Source organism: Terrimesophilobacter mesophilus (assembly GCF_014200375.1).
Classification (GTDB): Bacteria; Actinomycetota; Actinomycetes; order Actinomycetales; family Microbacteriaceae; genus Terrimesophilobacter; species Terrimesophilobacter mesophilus.
In genome coordinates this window covers 830122-848371 of the sequence record NZ_JACHBP010000001.1, presented here as the reverse complement: position 1 = coordinate 848371, position 18250 = coordinate 830122, and the positions used below count along the sequence as shown (strand labels likewise).

The following is an 18250-nucleotide window of genomic DNA, read 5'->3' as shown; positions in this document are numbered from 1 at the left end:
TCAGTTCGACGAGCGCAGCGCCGTGAGTGCGCGTCGCCCTGCCCTGCGGAAGATGCCGAGCGCATCGGCCGGGCGGGGATGCCAGCCGAACTGCCTGCGCGGGGCGACGTGAAGCCGGTTCTGCGCGAAATTCAGCGTCTCGGTCAGCAGGTCCAGCCGCTCCTGTTCCGTCTTCGCCTTACGCGTGTTGACCTCCGCGACCACGGATCCGTCCCAGCCCCGGGCGAGGAGATAGTCCAGGACCTCACCGACCGGTTCGCTGCCTCGGCCGGGCAGCAGGTGCTCGTCGAAGATCCTGCCCTCGTCCATCGAACCGGAACCGTCGCACAGGTGCACGTGCCGGAGCCGGGTGCCCATCGACATGGCGAGTTCGAGAGAATCGCGTCCGGACAGCGAAGCGTGCGAGAAGTCGAGCGTCATGTGGTCGCAGTCCATGGCGGTCGGGTCCGAGCCGGGGGAATACGCCTTGAGGTTTCTCCCCGCGACCTTCCACGGGAACATGTTCTCGACGGCGATCTCGACGCCGGATGCCGCGGATGTCGCCCGCACGATGCGCAGAAAGTCTCGCGCGTACTGCGCCTGCCAGCGGAACGGCGGGTGGACCACGACGGTCGTCGCACCGACCGCCCGTGCGAGCTCGGCGGACCGTTCCAGTTTCACTCGCGGGTCGCGGCCCCAGACGAAGTGGGTGAGCAGGAGCACGGGAGCGTGGATGGACAGGATGGGGAGCTCGTAACGCTCTGAGAGCTCGAGGAGCGCACCGGCTTCCTGGGTGACCTCATCGTTCGTCACCATGACCTCGATGCCGTCGAAACCGGCCAACCGCGCGAGCCGGAATGCGTGCTCCGGCGGTAGCGGGTACACCGCCGACGTGCTCATTCCGATGCGAATCATGGACTTTCAGTCTAAGCAGACATCCTGAACGCTGCTGCACCGGGCTCAGGAACGGCTGGTAGCGTTGGCCTGACGGGCGGCCGGTGACATCCGTCGGCGTCGAAGGAGGGATCGGCAGGGCAATGAGCACGACTGCCCCCTCAGCGAGACTCTTCGATTTCATCGTCGCGTCCAATCGGCTCCCGGTCGACAGCGTGGTGAATGCCGACGGTGGCCAGGGCTGGTCGAGATCCCCCGGTGGGCTCGTCGCGGCCCTCGAGCCGGTCATGCACAGCCACGACGGTGCGTGGGTCGGCTGGGCAGGCGAAGCCGACCTCGAACTCGACCCGTTCGACATCGACGGCCTGCATCTGGTCCCGGTGAGGTTGTCCGCTGCGGAGGTCAGGGAATACTACGAGGGGTTCTCCAACGACACGCTCTGGCCCCTCTATCACGACGTCATCGCCGCCCCGTCGTTCCACCGCGAATGGTGGGATGCCTACCGCGCCGTGAACCAGCGATTCGCCGACATCGTCGCAGCGGTTTCGGCGAAGGGCGCCGTCGTCTGGGTGCAGGACTACCAGCTCCAGCTCGTGCCGAAAATGCTCCGCGAACTCCGGCCGGACCTGACGATCGGATTCTTCGACCACATCCCGTTCCCCCCGTACGGCCTGTTCTCCCAGTTGCCGTGGCGCACGCACGTCATCGAGGGGTTGCTGGGGGCGGATGTCGTGGGCTTTCAACGCGATGCCGACGCGGGCAACTTCGCCCAGGCGGTGCGCAGGCTCAAGGGCTACGCGACGACGGGGTCGCGGATCGAAGTGCCCATCGTCGACGAGTCGCCCGGCGTGAGGGTGTTCTCGCCCATCAAACGCGGCGCGCCCTCCCGCACGGTGATCGCGAAGAAGTTCCCGATCTCGATCGACGCCGATATCTACCGCGCTGCCGCGAAGGATCCCGGCATCCGAGCACGCGCGCGGCAGATCCGCGCAGACCTCGGGAACCCGGCCATGATCATGCTGGGCGTCGACCGGCTCGACTACACGAAGGGCATCCGGCACCGGCTGCAGGCCTACGGCGAACTGCTCGCAGAGGGCCGGATCAACCCGACCGAGGTCATCCTCGTTCAGGTCGCGAGCCCGAGTCGTGAACGCGTCAAGAGCTACATCGACCTGCGCGACGAGATCGAGCTCACCGTCGGAAGGATCAACGGCGAATACTCCGAGCTCGGCCACCAGGCGATCAGCTATCACCATCACAGTTATCCCCGCGAGGAGATGGTCGCGCTGTATCTCGCGGCGGACATCATGCTCGTCACGGCGCTTCGCGACGGGATGAACCTCGTGGCGAAGGAGTACGTCGCATCGCGCTTCGACGATGACGGGGTCCTCGTGCTCTCGGAGTTCGCCGGCGCATCCGATGAGCTCACCCGCGCCATCCGGGTGAACCCCCACGACATCGACGGGCTCAAGGATGCGTTCATGCGCGCCGTCGAGATGCCGCACGACGAGCGGCGGTCCCGGATGCGGTACCTGCGCAAGCGGGTCTTCGACAACGATGTCGAGAAGTGGTCGAACGGCTTCCTCGAGGTGCTCGCGCACCACCGGCACGAGAAGGACACGAGGTCTCGATGAGTGCGCTGCCCCCGGCGCTCGTCGCCGCGATCGAGCGGATCGCGGACGTCGACGAGCTTCTCGTCGCGCTCGACTTCGACGGCACCCTCGCCCCGACCGTCGACGACCCTGCGAGTGCTCGCTCTCATCCGGATGCCATGGCCGCGATCCTCGCGCTCGAGGACTTGGAGAAGACGCGGATCGCCCTCGTGTCCGGGCGATCGATCGGCAACCTGGCGTCGGTGGCCAGGCTTCCGGACTCGACCATCCTCGTCGGGTCGCACGGGGCGGAATTCCGATTCGGCGGCGCCGTCTCCGGCCCTGAACTGGACGGCGACGAGCGGAAGATGCTCGATCGGCTGTACGCGGCGGTCGAAACCGTCGCAGCCCGATATCCGGGTGCCAGGACCGAGAGGAAACCGGCCGGGTCAGGACTTCACACGCGGATGTCGTCGCCGGCAGACGCGGACGCGGCCAGGGCCGACGCGCTCGCCGCGGTCGCCGCACTCGGACCGTCGAGCGGGATCACGGAGCGCTACGGCAAGGACATCCTCGAGTTCACGGTGCGCGAAGCGGACAAGGGGACTGCTCTCGACGTGATCAGGCACCGCACCGCCGCCTCCGCCGTCCTGTTCGTGGGCGACGACGTGACGGACGAGGACGGCTTCGCCGTGCTGTCCGGACACGACGTCGGCGTCAAGGTCGGACCGGGGGAGACCGCGGCCTCGCATCGCGTCGCCGACCCTCAAGCAGTGGCGGAACTGCTCGCGCTGCTCGCCGGACTCCGGGAGCGAAAGGCCGCTTCGCCCCGGTAGAATCGATGTGCGGATGATCACAACTTCGGGGTAATTCCATGCGCCGAGCGCCTGCCGCACTGACGCTCTGGGAGGAATCGTGCTCGCATTCCTCGTGGTGTTCGCCCTGGTTCCCCTCGTCGTACCCGCACTGACGCGCCGGCTCGGACGGCGGGTGTTCCCGGTCATCGCACTCATTCCCGCTGCGGCATTCGTCTTCACGCTCACGCAGACGCCCAAGATCCTGGCCGGGTCCGCGCCCACCGAGGTGATCCCCTGGATCCCCCAGCTCGAGATGAGCTTCGCGGTGCGCGTCGACACGCTCTCCTGGCTCCTGGCGCTCATCGTCACCGGCATCGGTGCGCTCGTGCTCGTGTACTGCGCGTGGTATTTCACCGACGCCGAGGAGGGCCTCGGCCGTTTCGCCTCCGTCCTGCTCGCCTTCACCGGAACGATGTACGGGCTCGTGATCGCGGACGACGTGTTCCTGCTGTTCATCTTCTGGGAGGCGACGAGCGTCTTCTCCTATCTTCTCATCGGTCACTACACCGGTCGCCGGGCGAGCCGCGTCGCCGCGTTACAGGCGCTCATCGTCACGACGGCGGGCGGGCTCGTCATGCTCGTCGGGCTCGTCATGCTCGCCGTACCGGCTGGAACATCCCGCCTGTCCGATCTCGTCGCAATGGCGCAGGATGGGCGGCTCGACCTCGCGGCGCCGCTCGTGACGACCGCGGTCATCCTCGTGCTCGTCGGGGCCCTCAGCAAGTCGGCGATCATCCCGTTCCATTTCTGGCTGCCTGCCGCGATGGCGGCACCGACCCCGGTGAGCGCCTACCTGCACGCCGCGGCCATGGTGCAGGCCGGGATCTACCTCGTCGCGCGCCTCGCGCCGGGCTTCTCCGCGACGCCGGGATGGCATCCGCTGCTCCTGGGGCTCGGCCTTGCGACGATGCTCGTGGGCGGGTGGCGCGCCCTCCGCCAGAACGACCTCAAACTCCTGCTCGCGTACGGAACGGTGAGCCAGCTCGGCTTCCTCATCGTCGTGACCGGTTTCGGCACGCGCACTGCCGCACTCGCCGGGGTGGCCCTCCTGCTCGCACACGCGCTGTTCAAGGCTGCGCTCTTTCTCGTCGTGGGAATCATCGACCATCGTGCCGGAACGAGAGACCTCCGCAAACTCTCCGGTCTCGGGCGTGAAGCACCCGTGCTCGCGATCGTCGGGATGCTCTCGGTGCTCTCGATGGCGGGGGTGCCGTTCACCGCAGGATTCGTCGCGAAGGAGGCTGTGCTGGCCGGGTTCCTCGGTGCGGCACAGGGTGCGGGAGGGGCTGGGCCGGGATCCGCGGCGGGATGGATCGCGCTCGTCGGCGTCGCGTTGGGTTCGACGCTCACCGTCGCGTACAGTGCTCGCTTCCTGTGGGGTGCGTTCGCCCGCAAGAAGGGGGTCGAGAAGGTCCGCCCTGTGCACGAGAGCGTGTCGTTCCTCGCCGCTCCCGCGATACTCGCGGTCTCCGGGATCGTGCTCGCGCCCCTGTTCCGACTCGTCGGGGACCTTCTCGCCGGCTATCCGAACCGCTTCCCGCCGGATGCGCACGACTACCACCTCGGCCTCTGGCACGGTTTCGACGGCGCTCTCCTCGTCTCGACCTTCACGCTCCTGGCGGGGCTCACCCTGTTCTGGGCCCGCACATCCGTCTCCACGGCGCAGGCGAAACTGCCGCCGATCGTGAACACGAGCGAGCTGTACGGCAGGACGATGACCGGCCTCGACCGTCTCGCCGCGCGGGTCACCTCTGCGACGCAGCGCGGTTCGCTCCCGTTCTATCTCAGCATCATCCTCCTCACGCTCGTGGGCACGGTGGGCGCAACGCTCGTGATGAACCGCACCTGGCCGGCAGAGTGGCGGCTGTGGGACAGCCCGGCGCAGCTCGTCATCGGCGGGATCATGGCCGTCGCCGCGGTCGCGCTCACGAGGGCGGACAAGCGGTTCGCAGCCGCTCTGCTCGTCGGCGTCACGGGGTACGGGATGGCTGCGCTCTTCGCCTTCCATGGCGCCCCGGATCTCGCTCTCACCCAGGTGCTCGTCGAGACCGTCACGCTCATCGCCTTCGTGCTCGTGCTGCGCAGGCTGCCGGCGCGGCTCGGCCAGACCCACGGTTCCGCGCACAGGGGAGTGCGCGCGGTCGTGAGCGTGAGCGTCGGGCTCATGATGGCGGCCGTGGCGATCGTGGCGCTCGGCGCCAGAACCCACCTGCCCATCTCCCTGGCCCTTCCCGACCTCGCCCACGACGTGGGGCACGGGAGCAACGTCGTCAACGTCGTGCTCGTGGATGTCCGCGGCTGGGACACCCTCGGAGAGCTCTCCGTGCTCATCGCGGCGGCGACGGGCGTCGCGAGCCTCGTGTTCCTGCGGAGCCGCACGGACAACCTGCCGCGGGTTCCGGATGCTGTTCGCCGCAGCCTCCGTTCCCGCCTTCGCCCCGTGCGCGAGACGGTCTCCGCGGAGTATGTGCCCGGAGTGAAGGACCCCTCGACGCGCAACGCCTGGCTGCTCGCCGGGCTCAAGCTCGCGCCGGAGAACCGGTCCATCCTGCTTGAAGTCGTCATCCGTCTGCTGTTCCATGCCGTCGTGGTCGTCTCCGTGTTCATCCTGTTCGCCGGGCACAATTCGCCGGGTGGCGGGTTCGCCGGCGGCCTCGTGGCAGGCCTCGCGCTCGCAGGGCGCTACCTGGCCGGCGGGCGATACGAGCTCGGGGCTGCGGCACCGGTCGACGCCGGTCGACTCCTCGGAGTCGGTCTTCTGCTCGCAGCAGGCACGGCGGTCACGCCCCTGTTCTTCGGCGCGCACGCCCTGACATCCGCCTGGTTCGACGCCACCATCCCCGTGCTCGGACACATCGAGTTCACCACGTCGACGATCTTCGACGTCGGCGTCTACCTCGTCGTCATCGGCATGGTGCTCGACGTGCTGAGGAGTCTCGGAGCAGAGGTCGACCGCCAGCAGGAGGAAGCGAGCGACGAACTCGAGGAGGGGAGCACGATATGAGCGTCTCCCTCGTCCTCGTCGCCGTCATGGCGGTGCTCTACTCCTGCGGCGTGTACCTCCTCCTCGAGCGGAGCATGACGCGTGTGCTTCTCGGCTTCCTGCTCGTCGGGAATGCGACCAACCTGCTCATCCTCGTCGTCTCCGGCCGGGCGGGCGCAGCACCGTTCTACGGAGAGTCGGATCCGCTTGCAGACCCCCTCCCTCAGGCCTTCGTGCTGACGTCGATCGTCATCACGTTCGGGGTGTCGGCGTTCCTCATGGCGCTCATCTACCGGTCCTGGCGGCTCGCCCACGCGGATGTCGTCGAGGACGACACAGAGGACGTGGCCGTCGGCCGTCGGGATGTCTCCGTCGCAGCGGAGCCCGAGATCGCGAGCGACGACACCGAGTTCGGGACGAGGGCGACCGCCGCGGTGTCCACCGCGGTCGACCTCGCGGAGCAGGAGCGGCTGGAGGAGGCGGAGCGCCTCGAAATGCTGCACCGGTTCGAGGAGCAGCTCCGGCGTGAAGTCGAGCCCCTCGATACCGCATCGCTGGACGCCGAGCCGCTGGATGCCGAGCGGCTGGATCCGGATCACACCGAGAGCACGGACGGTGATCGGCCATGACCGTCCTCGTCCCGCTCGTCGTCCTGCTGCCGCTGCTCGGCGCGGCCGTCGCGCTCACCCAGGCGAAGCATCCGAGACTCCAGACCTTCATCGCCGTCGGCGTGCTCGGGGTCGTGCTCATCATCGGTGTGATCCTCTTGTTCGCGGTGGACGACCACGGAGCGATCGCCGTCGCGATCGGTGGGTGGGATGCTCCGGTCGGCATCGTGCTCGTCGTCGACCGCCTGGCGGCGCTGCTGCTCGTCATCTCGGCAGCGGTGCTGCTCTCGGTGCTCGTGTTCTCGGTGGGGCAGGGCCTCGCGGACGGGGACCGGGAGACCCCGGTGTCGATCTACTACCCGACCTACCTCATCCTCGCGACCGGCGTCTTCAACGCCTTCCTCGCCGGCGACCTGTTCAACCTGTACGTGAGTTTCGAGATCCTGCTCGTCGCGAGCTACGTGCTCATCACCGTCGGCGGCACAGAACTGCGGATCCGGGCGGGTGTCACCTACATCGTCGTGAGCCTCGTCTCCTCGGTCATCTTCCTGGCGGCGATCGCCATGATCTACGCCTCCGTCGGTACGGTCAACATCGCCCAGCTCGCCGTGCGGATCGGGGAGCTGCCGCACGACATCCAACTCGTCCTGCACGTCATGCTGCTCGTGGCCTTCGGCATCAAGGCGGCAGTCTTCCCGCTGTCCTTCTGGTTGCCGGATTCGTACCCGACAGCCCCGGCGCCGGTCACAGCGGTCTTCGCCGGCCTCCTCACGAAGGTCGGCGTGTACGCGATCATGCGCACGGAGATGATCATGTTCCCGGGCAACGAACTCAACACCCCGATCATGATCGTCGCAGCACTCACGATGATCGTCGGCATCCTCGGTGCGGTGGCGCAGGCCGACATCAAGAGGCTCCTCTCGTTCACCCTCGTGAGCCACATCGGCTACATGCTGTTCGGCATCGGGCTCGGGACGGCAGCGGGGCTCGCCGCAGCCACCTACTACGTCGTGCACCACATCACCGTCCAGACGACCCTCTTCCTCGCGGCGGGGCTCGTCGAACGCCAGGGCGGGACCACGTCCATCAACCGCCTCGGCGGGATGCTCAAAGCGTCCCCGATGATCGGCGTACTGTTCTTCATCCCCCTGCTGAGCCTCGGCGGCATCCCGCCGTTCTCCGGATTCCTCGGAAAGCTCGCGCTCTTCGAGGCGGGCGCGCAGGACGGCTCCGTCCTCGCCTGGGTGCTCATCGCATCCGGTGCGCTCGTCTCGCTTCTCACGCTGTACGCCCTCGCGCGAGCATGGAGCATGACGTTCTGGCGCGATGCGGATGAGGTGGCCGACTACGACAATCCGCTGCCGGTTCTCAGCCAGGTCGGGGTCGTGACCGAGGTCAAGTCGACCAGGAGCATCCCGCGGATCATGGTCGGGGCGACGGCGGCCATGGTCGCGCTGAGCATCTCGCTCACCGTGTTCGCGGGTCCGCTCTACAACGTGAGCTCGCGTGCAGGCGACAACATCGACGGTCCCGAGTACTACATCACCCTCGTCGTGACGGGGGAGTCCGAATGAGCGCGGGGCTGAACGCGGATCCCGTGGCGAAGGACGTCGCGGAGCCGGACCGGCGCGAGGTGCGCCAGCGCCTGTGGCAGCAGTTGCCACTACTCATCGCGCTCGTCGTGCTCTGGATGGTGCTCTGGGGACAGTTCACCGCGTTGAGCCTCGTGACCGGCGTGATCGTCGCGATCGTCGTCACGCGCGTCTTCTACCTGCCGCCGGTCGAGCTCTCCGGACGGATCAACCCCTGGTACCTGCTCGTGTTCCTGTCGCACTTCTTCCTGGACGTCGCGGTCGCATCCTTCCAGGTCGCGTTCCAGGCGGTGTGGCCGAAACCCGTTCCGCACTCCTCCGTCATCGGCATCCAGCTGCGCACGCGGTCGGACCTGATCATGACGCTCGATGCGATAGCGATGTCCCTCGTCCCCGGCTCGCTCGTCGTGGAGGCCGATCGCGAGCGCTCGACCCTGTATCTGCACACCTTCGCGACGGAGTCGCTGGAGGATGTGGAGGCGATGCGGAGAAAGGTGCTCGTCGTCGAGGCGCGCATCGTGAGGGCGATCGGGTCGAAGGCGGATCTCGAGCGCATCCGTTCCAACGGACCGCGTGCCGCAGAGGCGCATTCCGGCGAGCGGGAGGCCAGGTCATGAGCGAGTGGGTGTTCATCGTCGTCGGCGTGCTGCTGACCGCGGCCGCTGTCATGGCGCTGTATCGCATCGCGCGCGGCCCGTCGATCCTCGATCGGATGATCGCCTCCGACATGCTGCTCACGACGATCATCTGCGCGATGGGTGCCGAGATGGTCTACAACGGCCATACCCGCAACCTCACGGCGATGCTCGTCCTCGCCGCGACGGCGTTCCTTGCGGCCGTCGTCGTCGCGCGATACGTCTCGAGGAGGGGGAGCAGGTGAACCTCGACCTCGTTCTCGACATCCTCACCGGGAGCTGCCTCGTCCTCGGAGCATTCCTCTCGCTCGCTGCGGGTGTCGGTCTCCTCCGGTTCCCGGATGCCATCGCGCGCATGCACGCGACGACGAAACCGCAGATCCTCGGACTCCTCTTCATCCTGGCCGCGATCGCGCTGCAGGATCGGCGCTGGACGACGGTGCTCGTACTCCTCACGATCCTGGTGTTCCAGATGCTGACGGCACCGATCTCGGCCCACATGGTCGGGCGTGCCGGATACCGCACGGGCGTGGTGGCTCCCGGCTCTCTTCTCGTCGACGAGCTCGAGCGTGCGATCGAGGAGGCGCAGCGCGACGTCGTCGAGGAGTCACCCGACGACTCCAACCCGCCGCCGCGGTGACCTGCCCGTCGCACGATGCGCAGGTCTGTCTGCGATGCGGTGCTTCGAACATCCGCATCGCAGACGAACCGCAGCACCGCGGCCGCACCGGGTGGCACCGGTTATCACCGGGCAGCGCCGAGTAGTAGGACGCCCAACCATCGAAGTCGGTCTCCGATGGGAAGTTCTAGACTCGGGAACATGCCTGAGCACGATCTGAAGCCCCGCTCGCGTGTCGTCACCGACGGGATCGAAGCCATGACCTCGCGCGGGATGCTCCGGGCGGTCGGCATGGGCGACGCGGACTGGGACAAGCCGCAGATCGGCATCGCGAGCTCCTGGAACGAGATCACGCCATGCAACCTCAGCCTCGACCGGCTCGCCCAGGCGTCGAAGGAGGGCGTGCACTCCGGCGGAGGATACCCGCTTCAGTTCGGCACGATCTCGGTCTCCGACGGCATCTCGATGGGCCACGAGGGCATGCACTTCTCGCTCGTCTCCCGCGAGGTCATCGCCGACTCCGTGGAGACCGTCATGATGGCCGAGCGCCTCGACGGCTCCGTTCTGCTGGCCGGATGCGACAAATCGCTCCCCGGGATGCTCATGGCCGCCGCCCGCCTCGACCTCGCCTCCGTCTTCCTCTACGCGGGGTCGATCGCGCCAGGCTGGGTCAAGCTCTCCGACGGTACCGAGAAGGATGTCACGATCATCGACTCCTTCGAGGCCGTCGGGGCTGTGAAGGCCGGAACGATGTCGGCGATCGACGCCCACCGCATCGAGTGCGCGATCGCGCCCGGCGAAGGTGCCTGCGGCGGCATGTACACCGCGAACACCATGGCGAGCGTCGCGGAGGCCCTCGGGATGAGCCTTCCCGGGTCCGCAGCCCCGCCTGCCGCCGACCGCCGCCGCGATTACTTCGCGCACCGCTCAGGGGAGGCCGTGGTCAACATGCTGCGCCTCGGCATCACGGCCCGCGACATCCTCACCAAGAAGGCGTTCGAGAACGCGATCGCCGTCGCCATGGCCTTCGGCGGCTCGACCAACGTCGTGCTGCACCTGCTCGCGATCGCCCGCGAGGCGGATGTCGAACTCACGCTCGCCGACTTCAACCGCATCGGGGACAAGACGCCGCACATCGGCGACCTCAAGCCATTCGGCAAATACGTCATGAACGACGTGGACCGGCACGGCGGGGTGCCCGTCGTCATGAAGGCGCTCCTGGACGCGGGCCTCCTCCACGGCGACGCGCTCACCGTGACGGGCAAGACCGTCGCGGAGAACCTCGCGGAGATCAATCCGCAGCCGCTCGACGGAGAGGTCATCCGCACGCTCGACAACCCCATCCACGCGACGGGTGGCCTCACGATCCTGCACGGGTCGTTCGCACCGGATGGCGCGGTTGTCAAGACGGCCGGCTTCGACCTCGACGTGTTCGAAGGTCCAGCCCGCGTGTTCGAGCGCGAGCGCGCGGCCATGGACGCCCTCACCGAGGGGCGCATCACCAAGGGCGACGTCGTCATCATCCGCTACGAGGGCCCGAAGGGCGGGCCGGGGATGCGCGAGATGCTCGCGATCACCGCCGCCATCAAGGGAGCAGGGCTCGGGAAAGATGTATTACTCTTGACGGACGGCAGATTCTCAGGCGGCACAACCGGCCTGTGCATCGGCCATATAGCTCCCGAAGCGGTGGACGCAGGTCCCATCGCCTTCGTGCGCGATGGTGATCTGATACGGGTCGATATCGCAGCTCGCTCGCTCGATCTACTGGTCGAGCCTGAAGAGCTCGAAGCTCGCCGCCAAGGCTGGGCTCCACTTCCTCCGCGCTACACCCGTGGCGTTCTCGCGAAATATTCGAAGCTCGTGCACTCAGCAGCTGAGGGCGCGATCACCGGATAGTCGCGCGCCCACGACGACCACCATCGTCACCACGACGGACAACCACTAAGGACACGCACCTCATGCCCACGGAATCGAGACCCGTGCCAACGCCGGCGAAGCGAGACGCCTCGCTCGTGCCACCGAGGAAGGCGGCGAGCGCCGCGAAGGAGGAGATCCTCACCGGTTCCGGCGCGATCCTCCGCTCACTGGAGAAACTCGGCGTCAAGGATGTCTTCGGCCTCCCCGGCGGCGCCATCATGCCGTTCTACGACGAGTTGATGTCTTCGACGACCATCCGCCACATCCTCGTACGCCACGAACAGGGAGCCGGACACGCGGCGGAGGGCTACGCGTCTTCGACCGGGAGGATCGGTGTCGCGATCGCCACGAGCGGACCGGGTGCGACGAACCTCGTCACGGCCATCGCGGATGCCCACATGGACTCCGTGCCACTCCTGGCGATCACCGGCCAGGTCTTCTCGACCTCGATGGGGACCGACGCGTTCCAGGAGGTCGACATCGTCGGCATCGCGATGCCGATCACGAAGCACTCCTTCCTCGTGACGCGTCCTGAGGACGTCCCGGCCACGATCGCCGCGGCCTACCTCATCGCGACGACCGGTCGCCCTGGCCCCGTGCTCGTCGATGTGACGAAGGATGCACAGCAGAACAGTGCCCCCTTCATCTGGCCGCCGAAGGTCGACCTTCCCGGCTACCGACCGGTCACGAAGGCGCACGGCAAGCAGGTGCAGGCCGCTGCGCGACTCATCGCGGAGGCGAAGCGCCCCGTCTTCTACGTCGGCGGAGGCGTCGTGCGCGCGAAGGCGTCGGAGGAACTGTTCGCGCTCGCCGAGAAGACCGGTGTCCCCGTCGTGACGACCCTGATGGCCCGCGGCGCATTCCCCGATTCGCATAGACAACACCTGGGTATGCCCGGGATGCACGGAACGGTGCCGGCCGTGCTCGCGCTCCAGGAGGCCGATGTGCTCGTCGCACTCGGCGCGCGCTTCGACGACAGGGTGACCGGAAAGCCGAGCGAGTTCGCTCCGGATGCGACGGTCGTGCACGTGGATGTCGACCCGGCCGAGATCTCGAAGATCCGGATCGCGGACGTCCCGATCGTCGGCGATGCCAAGGAGGTCATCGCCGACCTGACCGATGCGTACGCGGAGGTCGTCAAGAAGACGAAGCCGGACATCTCGGCATGGTGGGCGCGACTGGGAGAGCTCAAGACGCGCTTTCCCCTCGGTTATGACGAGCCGGAGGACGGCCTGCTGTCCCCGCAGTACGTGATCGAACGCATCGGCGCCATCACCGGCCCGGAGGCGATCTACGCCGCCGGTGTCGGCCAGCACCAGATGTGGGCTGCCCAGTACATCAAGTACGAGCGGCCGAACGCCTGGCTCAACTCCGGCGGCGCGGGGACGATGGGGTACGGAGTGCCCGCGGCGATGGGTGCGAAGGTGGCCAATCCCGACCGCACCGTGTGGGCGATCGACGGCGATGGTTGTTTCCAGATGACGAACCAGGAGCTCGCCACCTGCACGATCAACAACATCCCGATCAAGGTCGCGATCATCAACAACTCGTCGCTCGGGATGGTCCGGCAGTGGCAGACGCTGTTCTACAACGGGCGTCACTCGTTCACCGACCTCAACACCGGGCATGACACCGTCATGGTCCCCGACTTCGTGAAGCTCGCGGAGGCGTACGGCGCACTCGGCATCCGCGTCACGACGAAGGACGAGGTGGATGCCGCCATCAAGCTCGCCAATGAGACGAACGACCGTCCGGTCGTCATCGACTTCATTGTGAGCGCGGATGCCATGGTGTGGCCGATGGTGCCCCAGGGCGTCGGGAATTCGAGCGTGCAGTACGCGCGGGAGAAAGCGCCGGAATGGGAGGAGGACTAGCCATGACGCACGTACTCTCCATGCTCGTCGAGGACAAGCCGGGCCTTCTCACCCGCGTCGCGGGTCTCTTCGCCCGACGGGGATTCAACATCGAGTCCCTCGCGGTCGGCAAGAGCGAGATCGCGGGTCTCTCCAGGATCACGGTCGTCGTCGATGTCGAGCAGGGGCCGCTCGAGCAGGTCACCAAGCAGCTCAACAAGCTCATCAACGTCATCAAGATCGTCGAACTCGATCCGACCCAGACGGTCGAGCGCGAGCACCTCCTGATCAAGGTCAAGGTCGACAACACGACGCGAAGCCAGATCCTGGAGGCGACGAACCTGTTCCGCGCCCGCATCGTCGATGTCTCGACGGATGCCCTCGTGATCGAGGTCACCGGCGACACGGCCAAGACGCAGGCGCTCCTGCGCGTGCTCGAGCCCTACGGCATCAAGGAGATCGCACAGTCCGGGCTTCTCGCCATGGGCCGCGGATCGAAGAGCATCACCGAACGCGTCTACAAGAACTGACACCGAACCAACCGAAGGAGCACACCCCATGGCCGAGATCTTCTACGACAAGGACGCCGACCTCTCCATCATCCAGGGCCGTAAGGTCGCCGTGATCGGATACGGCTCGCAGGGTCATGCCCACGCACAAAACCTGCGGGACTCGGGCGTCGAGGTCGTCATCGGCCTCAAGCCGGACTCGAAGTCCAGGCAGAAGGCCGAGGAGGCAGGATTCACCGTGCTGCCCTCCGCCGAGGCCGCGAAATGGGCAGACGTCATCGTCATCCTCGCCCCCGACCAGCACCAGCGCGGCCTCTACGCCGCCGACATCAAGGACAACCTCGCACCCGGGGACGCGCTCGTCTTCGGACACGGGTTCAACATCCGGTTCGGCTACATCGAGGCGCCGGATGGCGTCGACGTCATCATGGTCGCCCCCAAGGGGCCAGGGCATGTCGTGCGCCGCGAGTTCGAGGCCGGCCGTGGTGTTCCGGTCATCGTCGCCGTCGAGAACGATGCGACGGGCAACGCCTGGCCGCTCGTGCTCAGCTATGCGAAGGGGATCGGCGGCCTGCGCGCGGGCGGGATCAAGACCACCTTCACGGAGGAGACCGAGACCGATCTGTTCGGAGAGCAGTCCGTGCTGTGCGGTGGCGTTTCGCAGCTCATCCAGTACGGATTCGAGACCCTCACGGAAGCCGGATACCAGCCGGAGGTCGCCTACTTCGAGGTGCTGCACGAGCTCAAGCTCATCGTCGACCTCATCAACGAGGGCGGGATCGCGAAGCAGCGTTGGAGCGTCTCCGACACCGCAGAATACGGCGACTACGTGTCGGGGCCGCGCGTCATCGACCCGCACGTCAAGGAGAACATGAAGGGCGTGCTGGCCGACATCCAGTCCGGGGCGTTCGCGAAGCGATTCATCGCCGATCAGGATGCTGGCGCACCGGAGTTCAACGCGCTGCGCAAGAAAGGCGAGGGGCACCCGATCGAGGCGACCGGACGCGAGCTGCGGAAACTCTTTGCGTGGGCGCAGACGGACGACGACTACACGGAGGGTACTGCTGCGCGGTAGGTAGCGGGCAGGTCACCTATCTCGTCGGATCGGGAGCGAGGACGACGAGCGGGATCTCGCGGTCCGTGCGCTCCTGGTAGCCGGCGTAGTGCGGGTGGCGGGCCGTGACGCGCGGCCACAGGTCTGCGCGCTCGGCAGGCGTGGCGATGTGCGCGTGCATGGGCCGGGCGGCGTGCCCCTGCACGGCAACCATGACCTCCGGGTCGTCCCGCAGGTTCAGGAACCACGCCGGATGCACGTCGTCACCGCCGCGGGATGCGACGACGATGAAGCCGTCATCCACCTGGAGCGGCGAGGTCAACAGGGTCGTCCGCCGCTGGCCGGACTTCCGCCCGGTCGTGGTCACCTCGAGCACGGGCATGCCGCGCAGCTCCCAGCCGAAGCGTCCGCGACTCAGCCGCTGCGCCATCCGGTTCACCGTGTTCATGACCTTGAGCGCTCTGTCGCTGGGCATCCCCTCACGATACGCCGCCGGGGCGGTAGGGTTTCTGCATGGCCGCTGATCCGGACGAGGAAGCCCTGAGCTGGTCGGGCGAGACCGATCCGACCCACGTCGGTGCGCCATCGGCCGCGAACGCGACCGCCGCTCCCGCGCTCGGGGGCGAAGCACGACCCGGTTCGAGTTCGCTGCTGCTCGTCGTGTTCGGCATCCTCGCGGGGATCTACCTCCTCTACGCGATCGGATGGGGCATCCACGCGTTTGCCCACTCGGTGCCTGTCGCCGGGATCTTTCCCGTGATCATGTACCAACTGGGCGAGTTCTTCTCGATCGCGAGCCCGTTCCTCTGGGCCGGCGCCGTGTGGCTGCTCGTGAAGCGGCCCGCGTGGCGATTGCTGTGGCTGTTCGTCGGCGTGCTGCTTCTGGCGCCATGGCCGTTCATCGTGGGCGGATAGGGGAGACCGGATGTCGACTGACGACAAGACTGCCTCGCCTGCCGATGCGAAGGGCGCGCCCGCCGCGGCGAAGGGCAGGCCCGCCGATGTGAGCGGCAAGCCCGGCGACGCGAAGACGAAACCCGCAGTGCGTAAGACACCGTGGTTCAGGCTCACGGTCATCGTCCTGTTCGCCCTGCTCTACGCGTACGACCTTTTCGAGGCATTGTCGGACACGTTCGGCGTCGCGGCTCAGATCACCAAATACAACGAGAACGCGACCCTCATCGGTTTGAACACCGTGGCGATCCCCTGGGGTGTTCTCATCGCGAACCTGCTCCTGCCGGTCGTCGTGTTCGGCCTGTGCATACTCGTCGCGCGCAAGCGCAACGTGGGCATTCTCGTGATCACCCTCCTGGCCGGGCTCGGGGTCGTCGGAGCGCTCAGCCTCAGCTTCTCCGTCCTCGCCGGCGCGCTCGCCTGAACGCCGTCGTGGCGCAACAATGGCGGTTGCGCCGCGGAGCAGCCAGTAGAGTGGTGACCCTACAGCGCCCCACGGTCGCGGCGCATCCGCCCATTGCCGCAATCGAAGGACTGTCGCCGTGCCTAAGCCCGTCGTACTGATCGCTGAAGAACTCTCGCCGGCAACCGTCGACGCGCTCGGCCCGGACTTCGACATCCGGAACGTCGACGGTACGGACCGCGAGGCGCTGCTCGCCGCGCTCCCGGAGGCGAGTGCGATCCTCATCCGCTCTGCGACCCATCTCGACGCGGAGGCGATCGCGGCGGGCACGTCGCTCAAGGTCATCGCGCGTGCCGGTGTCGGCCTCGACAACGTCGACGTCAAGGCGGCGACGGAGGCGGGCGTGATGGTCGTCAACGCGCCGACATCGAATGTGGTCTCGGCCGCCGAGCTCGCCATTGGCCACCTGCTGTCGCTCGCGCGATTCATCCCGGATGCCAACCGGTCCGCCAAGGCGGGCGAGTGGAAGCGCTCCGCGTTCACCGGTACCGAGCTGTTCGAGAAGACGATCGGCATCATCGGGCTCGGCCGCATCGGTACCCTTGTCGCCCAGCGTCTCGCCGGGTTCGACGCGGCCATCATCGCCTACGACCCCTACGTGACCCCGACTCGCGCGCAGCAGCTCGGCGTGCAACTGGCGAGCCTCGACGAGGTGATGGAGCGCTCGGACTTCATCACGATCCACATCCCGCGCACGGTGGAGACGACCGGCATGATCGGCGCGGCGCAGTTCGCGAAGGCCAGGCCGTCATTGCGCATCGTCAACTGCAGCAGGGGCGGGATCATCGACGAGGACGCGCTCGTCGACGCGATCCGGTCGAAGCGGATCGCCGGCGCGGGCCTGGACGTCTTCGTCAACGAACCACCGACCGGCTCGGCGCTTCTCGGCCTCGACAACATCATCCTCACACCGCACCTCGGCGCGTCGACCGCTGAAGCCCAGGAGAAGGCCGGCGTTGCCGTCGCCCGCTCCGTGCGGCTCGCGCTCGACGGCGAGTTGGTTCCGGATGCCGTGAACGTCGCGGGCGGAGTCATCGACCCGACGGTGCGGCCCGGCATCCCGCTCATGGAGAAGCTCGGCCAGGTGTTCAGCGGCCTCGCGGACAGCCCCGTGACGAGCATCGACGTCGAGGTGCGCGGCGAGATCGTCGAGTTCGACGTCAACGTGCTGAAGCTCGCCGCCCTCAAGGGCTACTTCACGAACATCGTGAGCGAGTCCGTCTCCTATGTGAACGCGCCGCTCCTGGCCGAACAGCGCGGCATCCCCGTGCGCCTCGTGAAGGAACCGGTGAGCGACGAGTATCGCAACCTTCTGACGATTCGCGGCGGCCTCGCGGACGGCATGGAGATCTCCGTGTCGGGGACGCTCACCGGCACCAAGCAGGTCGAGAAGATCGTCGAGATCAACGGATACGACGTCGAGGTACCCGTCGCCGACCACCTCATCGTCATGGTGTACACCGACCGCCCGGGCATCGTGGCGATCTTCGGAAGCGAATTCGGCGACGCCGGCATCAACATCGCCGGGATGCAGGTGAGCCGCAAGGTCGCCGGCGGCCAGGCGCTCAGCGTTCTCACGGTCGATTCCCCCGTACCGGATGGCCTGCTCGATAAGGTGCGCACGGCCATCGACGCCGAACTGCTTCGCGAGATCGACATCACCGCCTAGATCGGCGTCATCGACGACAACGGCCCGGAGGCACATTTCTCCGGGCCGTCATTCATGTCGGGATCCGACGGG

General features: G+C 67.1%; 17 protein-coding genes. 15 read left to right on the top strand and 2 right to left on the bottom strand.

Going from position 1 to position 18250, the window contains the following annotated elements; all coding sequences use genetic code 11:
* On the bottom strand, window positions 1–894 hold the full coding sequence (locus BKA04_RS04205) for a sugar phosphate isomerase/epimerase family protein (RefSeq protein WP_104095287.1): 894 nt from the start codon (window positions 892–894) through the stop codon (window positions 1–3).
* A gap of 122 nt (window positions 895–1016) precedes the next feature.
* Between BKA04_RS04205 and BKA04_RS04200 the strand changes: the two genes are divergently transcribed.
* The 12 genes from BKA04_RS04200 (at window position 1017) to ilvC (ending at window position 15113) form a co-directional block, all read left to right on the top strand.
* Entirely contained in the window at window positions 1017–2507 is a 1491-nt protein-coding gene (locus tag BKA04_RS04200) for an alpha,alpha-trehalose-phosphate synthase (UDP-forming) (protein ID WP_104096621.1), read from the top strand.
* Window positions 2504–3301 (top strand): trehalose-phosphatase, encoded by a 798-nt coding sequence (gene otsB / locus BKA04_RS04195; RefSeq protein WP_104095286.1) that lies wholly within the window; start codon window positions 2504–2506, stop codon window positions 3299–3301. Before BKA04_RS04200 ends, otsB begins: the two co-directional genes overlap by 4 nt.
* Window positions 3302–3380: 79 nt before the next feature.
* On the top strand, window positions 3381–6326 hold the full coding sequence (locus BKA04_RS04190) for a Na+/H+ antiporter subunit A (RefSeq protein ID WP_104095285.1): 2946 nt from the start codon (window positions 3381–3383) through the stop codon (window positions 6324–6326).
* Window positions 6323–6934, top strand: a complete 612-nt coding sequence (locus BKA04_RS04185) for a Na(+)/H(+) antiporter subunit C (protein WP_104095284.1) — start codon at window positions 6323–6325, stop codon at window positions 6932–6934. The genes BKA04_RS04190 and BKA04_RS04185 overlap by 4 nt, the downstream gene beginning before the upstream one ends.
* Window positions 6931–8487, top strand: a complete 1557-nt coding sequence (locus tag BKA04_RS04180) for a Na+/H+ antiporter subunit D (protein ID WP_104095283.1) — start codon at window positions 6931–6933, stop codon at window positions 8485–8487. Before BKA04_RS04185 ends, BKA04_RS04180 begins: the two co-directional genes overlap by 4 nt.
* Window positions 8484–9122: a Na+/H+ antiporter subunit E gene (locus BKA04_RS04175; RefSeq protein WP_104095282.1), complete on the top strand. Its 639-nt coding sequence runs from the start codon at window positions 8484–8486 to the stop codon at window positions 9120–9122. Before BKA04_RS04180 ends, BKA04_RS04175 begins: the two co-directional genes overlap by 4 nt.
* Window positions 9119–9385, top strand: a complete 267-nt coding sequence (locus BKA04_RS04170; RefSeq protein ID WP_104095281.1) for an MrpF/PhaF family protein — start codon at window positions 9119–9121, stop codon at window positions 9383–9385. The genes BKA04_RS04175 and BKA04_RS04170 overlap by 4 nt, the downstream gene beginning before the upstream one ends.
* Window positions 9382–9780 (top strand): monovalent cation/H(+) antiporter subunit G, encoded by a 399-nt coding sequence (gene mnhG, locus BKA04_RS04165; protein WP_104095280.1) that lies wholly within the window; start codon window positions 9382–9384, stop codon window positions 9778–9780. Before BKA04_RS04170 ends, mnhG begins: the two co-directional genes overlap by 4 nt.
* 180 nt (window positions 9781–9960) lie before the next feature.
* On the top strand, window positions 9961–11655 hold the full coding sequence (gene ilvD, locus BKA04_RS04160) for a dihydroxy-acid dehydratase (protein ID WP_104095279.1): 1695 nt from the start codon (window positions 9961–9963) through the stop codon (window positions 11653–11655).
* 62 nt (window positions 11656–11717) lie between these two features.
* On the top strand, window positions 11718–13550 hold the full coding sequence (locus BKA04_RS04155) for an acetolactate synthase large subunit (protein ID WP_104095278.1): 1833 nt from the start codon (window positions 11718–11720) through the stop codon (window positions 13548–13550).
* A gap of 2 nt (window positions 13551–13552) precedes the next feature.
* Complete coding sequence (ilvN, locus tag BKA04_RS04150) at window positions 13553–14059, top strand: acetolactate synthase small subunit (RefSeq protein WP_104095277.1); 507 nt, start codon at window positions 13553–13555, stop codon at window positions 14057–14059.
* A gap of 28 nt (window positions 14060–14087) precedes the next feature.
* The gene (gene ilvC, locus BKA04_RS04145) at window positions 14088–15113 is read left to right on the top strand and encodes a ketol-acid reductoisomerase (protein ID WP_104095276.1); all 1026 of its coding nucleotides are present in this window, start codon (window positions 14088–14090) and stop codon (window positions 15111–15113) included.
* A 16-nt stretch (window positions 15114–15129) separates the two neighbouring features.
* Here the strand turns inward: ilvC and BKA04_RS04140 are convergent, their stop codons facing one another.
* Window positions 15130–15567, bottom strand: coding sequence for a nitroreductase/quinone reductase family protein (locus BKA04_RS04140; protein WP_104095275.1), 438 nt, complete (start codon window positions 15565–15567; stop codon window positions 15130–15132).
* Between the two features lie 38 nt (window positions 15568–15605).
* On the opposite strand from BKA04_RS04140, the gene BKA04_RS04135 reads away from it, so the two are divergent.
* The 3 genes from BKA04_RS04135 (at window position 15606) to serA (ending at window position 18178) form a co-directional block, all read left to right on the top strand.
* Window positions 15606–16007 carry a hypothetical protein gene (locus BKA04_RS04135; protein ID WP_104095274.1) on the top strand — a complete coding sequence of 134 codons (402 nt, stop codon included), beginning with the start codon at window positions 15606–15608 and terminating at the stop codon, window positions 16005–16007.
* A gap of 10 nt (window positions 16008–16017) precedes the next feature.
* The gene (locus tag BKA04_RS04130; RefSeq protein WP_104095273.1) at window positions 16018–16470 is read left to right on the top strand and encodes a hypothetical protein; all 453 of its coding nucleotides are present in this window, start codon (window positions 16018–16020) and stop codon (window positions 16468–16470) included.
* 118 nt (window positions 16471–16588) lie between these two features.
* Complete coding sequence (serA, locus tag BKA04_RS04125) at window positions 16589–18178, top strand: phosphoglycerate dehydrogenase (protein ID WP_104095272.1); 1590 nt, start codon at window positions 16589–16591, stop codon at window positions 18176–18178.
* Window positions 18179–18250 lie beyond the last annotated feature (72 nt).